The 3,726-nt window shown below is 63.7% G+C and carries 4 protein-coding genes; all 4 read right to left on the bottom strand.

The window, feature by feature from the left end:
- Nucleotides 1-80 precede the first annotated feature (80 nt).
- The 4 genes from ACW9JE_RS29540 to ACW9JE_RS29525 are packed head-to-tail and all read right to left on the bottom strand — an operon-like array spanning nt 81 to nt 3,520.
- The gene (locus ACW9JE_RS29540) at nt 81-566 is read right to left on the bottom strand and encodes a flavin reductase family protein (RefSeq protein WP_224542039.1); all 486 of its coding nucleotides are present in this window, start codon (nt 564-566) and stop codon (nt 81-83) included.
- A gap of 12 nt (nt 567-578) precedes the next feature.
- Nucleotides 579-2,060, bottom strand: coding sequence for an aldehyde dehydrogenase (locus ACW9JE_RS29535; protein WP_224542037.1), 1,482 nt, complete (start codon nt 2,058-2,060; stop codon nt 579-581).
- On the bottom strand, nt 2,057-2,890 hold the full coding sequence (locus ACW9JE_RS29530; RefSeq protein WP_457434771.1) for an alpha/beta fold hydrolase: 834 nt from the start codon (nt 2,888-2,890) through the stop codon (nt 2,057-2,059). Before ACW9JE_RS29530 ends, ACW9JE_RS29535 begins: the two co-directional genes overlap by 4 nt.
- Nucleotides 2,891-2,932: 42 nt before the next feature.
- Complete coding sequence (locus tag ACW9JE_RS29525; RefSeq protein ID WP_175379063.1) at nt 2,933-3,520, bottom strand: amino acid synthesis family protein; 588 nt, start codon at nt 3,518-3,520, stop codon at nt 2,933-2,935.
- Nucleotides 3,521-3,726 lie beyond the last annotated feature (206 nt).

Below are 3,726 nucleotides of genomic sequence, written 5' to 3'. Positions count from 1 at the left end.
GTGTCATTCAACATTTGCATCGACTGATACACCGCATTCGCGAGCAAGCCCGCTCCCACATTGGGTTTTGTGTAAGGCTGTCAGCCCAGCGCCGGCAACGGCCCCAGCTTGCCCTTGTGGTAGATCATCGGCGTGACCGGCTGCGCAGGCAGGATCAGATTCTTCACCGCGCCGACGATGATGGCGTGATCGCCGCCGTCGTATTCGCGCCACAGTTCGCACTCGATGATCGCCGTGGCCTTGGCCAGGATCGGGTTGCCCAGATCGCTCAGGTGCCAGTCGATGCCCTTGGCCTTGTCCTTGCCTTTACCGGCGAAGGCGTAAGCCTCGGCGGTCTGGTCGGCGGACAGCAGGTGAATCGCGAACTGCTTGCTGTCGCGCAATACCGGATAGGTGTCGGAAGCGTAGTTGGGGCAGAACAGCACCAGCGCCGGATCGATCGACAACGCACTGAAGGCGCTGGCGGTGATGCCGACGATGCCACCGTCCGGGTCCAGGGTAGTCACTACCGTGACGCCGGACGGGAATGAGCCCATGACGTCTTTGTAAATGCCGGGTTCGATCATTTTCCTAATCTCCTAGCGCATCACGAACGGATCAGGCATCGGTGCCTGGGACAGGTTGATCCACACCGTTTTCAGCTCGGTGTAGGCCAGCACCGAATCGATGCCGCTTTCGCGTCCATAGCCGCTGTTCTTGAAGCCGCCGATCGGCGCCATGGCCGAGACCGCGCGGTAGGTGTTGACCCAGATGATCCCCGAACGCACGTCGCGGGCCAGACGATGGGCACGGCCCAGGTCACGGGTCCAGATGCCGGCGGCGAGGCCGAACTGCGAGTCGTTGGCGATCGCCAGCGCTTCGGCTTCGTCCTTGAAGCGGATGACCGAAGCCACCGGGCCAAAGACTTCTTCCTGCATGATCTTCATCGAGTTGCGGTCGCACTCGAACAAGGTCGGCTCATAGAACCAGCCGTCGCCCACGCCGGCAGGACGCTTGCCGCCGATGCGCAGGCGCGCGCCTTCGGCGATGGCATCGGCCACCAGGCCTTCCACCACAGCCAGCTGCTGCGCGGTGGCCATCGGGCCCATTTCGCTGCTGTCGTCCTGCGGGTTGCCAATGCGAATGCGCTGGGCGCGTTCCACCAGGCGACCGACGAACTCGTCGTAGATCTCGTCCTGCACCAGCAGACGCGAACCGGACACGCAACTCTGCCCGGAGGCAGCGTAGATGCCGGCGATGGCGCCGTTGATCGCGCTGTCGAGGTCGGCGTCGGCGAAGATGATGTTCGGCGACTTGCCGCCCAGTTCCAGCGACAGCTTGGCGAAGTTCTCGGCGCTGCTGCGCACCACATGGCGAGCCGTGGCCGCGCCGCCGGTGAAGGCGATCTTGCGCACCAGCGGATGGCGGGTGAGGGCGGCGCCGGTGCTCGGGCCGTAACCGGTGACGACGTTGACCACGCCTGGCGGAATGCCGGCTTCCAGGGCCAGGCGTGCCAGCTCCAGAATGGTCGCCGAAGCGTGTTCGGACGGCTTGATCACGATGGTGTTGCCCGCTGCCAATGCCGGGGCCAGCTTGATGGCGGTCAGGTACAGCGGGCTGTTCCACGGAATGATCGCGGCGACCACGCCCATGGCTTCGTGCACGGTGTAGGCAAACAGGTCCGGCTTGTCCAACGGCAGGGTGCCGCCTTCGAGCTTGTCCGCAAGACCCGCGGTGTAGTGGAAGAACTCCGGCAGGTAGCCGACCTGGCCGCGGGTCTCGCGGATCAGCTTGCCGTTGTCGCGGCTTTCCAGCTGCGCCAGTTTTTCCTTGTTTTCGGCGATCAGATCACCCAGGCGACGCAGCAATTTGCCGCGAGCGGTGGCGGTCAGGCCGCGCCAGGCCGGGCTGTCGAAGGCGGTCTGCGCAGCCTGGACGGCGCGCTCGACATCGGCTTCGTCGGCGTCGGGCAGTTCAGCCCAGGCTTCGGCCAGGGCCGGGTTCAGGCTTTCGAAAGTCTTGCCGGAGAGGGCATCGACCCATTCGCCGCCGATGCACATCTGGAAACGTGCGAGTGTCATGCAACGATCCCCTTCAAATGGTTGGGTCGGGAGTGCGCCTCGTCGAGAAACTCCAGCAACAGCTGGTTGACCAGGCGCGGCGATTCTACGGGCATCATATGCCGCTGTTCGGGGAGCACGGCAACCCTGGCGCCGTGAATGCGCGCAGCCAGTTGCTCGGCCATTTCCGGGGTCGAGCCCGGGTCCAGCTCACCGGTGGCGACCAGCGTCGGGGCCTGGATACTGGCCAGGTCGTCGGCGCGGTACATGTCCTGGGTGGCGAACAGCTCGTAAGTGGTCAGGTAACCCTGCGGGTCGTTCTGCGCCAGAGTCTGGCGCAGTGCTTCGATCTGTGCCGGGTTGGCGGCCTGGTATTCGCGGCTGAACCAGCGCGACAGCGCCGCTTCAGCGTTGGCATCCGGGCCGTGTTCGGCGGCCTGGGCGGTGCGGGCGATGACGCCGGCGCGCTGTTCCGCGGTGCGGTTGAACACGCTGTTGAGCACCACCAGGCTTTGCAGGCGTTGCGGGTAGTGCAGGGCAAAGGCCCGCGCCACCAGCCCGCCCATGGAAAAACCGATCACCGCCGCTTTGGGCAGTTGCAAGTGATCGAGCAGCTCCAGCAACTGATCGGCGTAACCGAGCAGGGGCGTGCCGCTTTCCGGGCGCGGGCTGGCGCCATGGCCCAACATGTCGTAGGCAATGACGCGGTACTTCGTGGCCAGGCCAACGATCTGGCCGCCCCACATTTCTTTATTCAGGCCCACGCCGTGGATCAAGACCACGGGCTGGCCTTGGCCGGTCGCCAGGTAACTGGTGCCAGCCGGGGTACGTTCAGCGGTGAGCCGAATCATGGAGCGCTCCTGCATACCTTTTTGTTTTAGTGACCGACCGTCTTACTGGGCTTTTTCAGCGGCCAGTTCTTCCAGGTCGATGTAACGGTTGCCGATGCGCGGGTGGATACGGCCGCCGTCGGCGCAACCCAGGACCACGACGATTTCGTCGGCGCGCGGGGCGTCTTCGATCTGCATTTCCAGGGTGATGTAGTGCGAACGCAGGCCTTCGTCGTCCTTGTGCATCATCGGGATCTGGATCGAGGTGCCCGGACCGCCGCGCTTGTTGGTGAAGCTCAGGTAGCTCTTGGCCTTGACCGCTTCGCGGTAGTGGTTGCCGAAGCGCAGGGTGTGGATCACGGCGGAGGCGTGTTCGATTTCGCCGTCAGCGCCGACCACTGCAGCCTTGCCGTAGGCCTCGATTTTCTCGGCACCGCCGATGATGCCGGTCAGACGCTCGACCATCATCGCGCCCAGGTCGGAGCAGTTGGCACGGATCTGCGGTTTCAAGTCTTCGACGAAACCACCGACCCACGGGTTTTTCATCACAACGGCCAGCCCGACCATGGTCACGGGTTTGTCGGTGGCTTTGCCGCCTTCGATGAAGGTTTCTTCGACATAGCTGACGATCTTGCGGATTTCGAAACTCATGAGCTGCTCCGTACTGGGGTTTGAGAGTGTCTGTGCGTCTGATGGTATACCATAATACCGGTTGTGCAAGAGGCAGGAACGGGTTTCTGGTCGGAAGGCGATGAAAAGCGCTGTGCGGGTGCCTGTTGCAGGTCCCAGGCATGTCATGGATCCCTGTGGGAGCGGGCTTGCTCGCGAAGGGGCCAGCGGCTTCAACATCTCCTTTG

Source organism: Pseudomonas sp. SDO55104_S430 (assembly GCF_054070595.1).
This window is presented reverse-complemented; position numbering and strand designations above follow the sequence as displayed.

Coding starts and splice junctions, on each gene's coding strand:
- ACW9JE_RS29540 (WP_224542039.1), bottom strand. CDS start 566: ATGATCGAACCCGGCATTTACAAAGACGTCATGGGCTCATTCCCGTCC.
- ACW9JE_RS29535 (WP_224542037.1), bottom strand. CDS start 2,060: ATGACACTCGCACGTTTCCAGATGTGCATCGGCGGCGAATGGGTCGAT.
- ACW9JE_RS29530 (WP_457434771.1), bottom strand. CDS start 2,890: ATGATTCGGCTCACCGCTGAACGTACCCCGGCTGGCACCAGTTACCTG.
- ACW9JE_RS29525 (WP_175379063.1), bottom strand. CDS start 3,520: ATGAGTTTCGAAATCCGCAAGATCGTCAGCTATGTCGAAGAAACCTTC.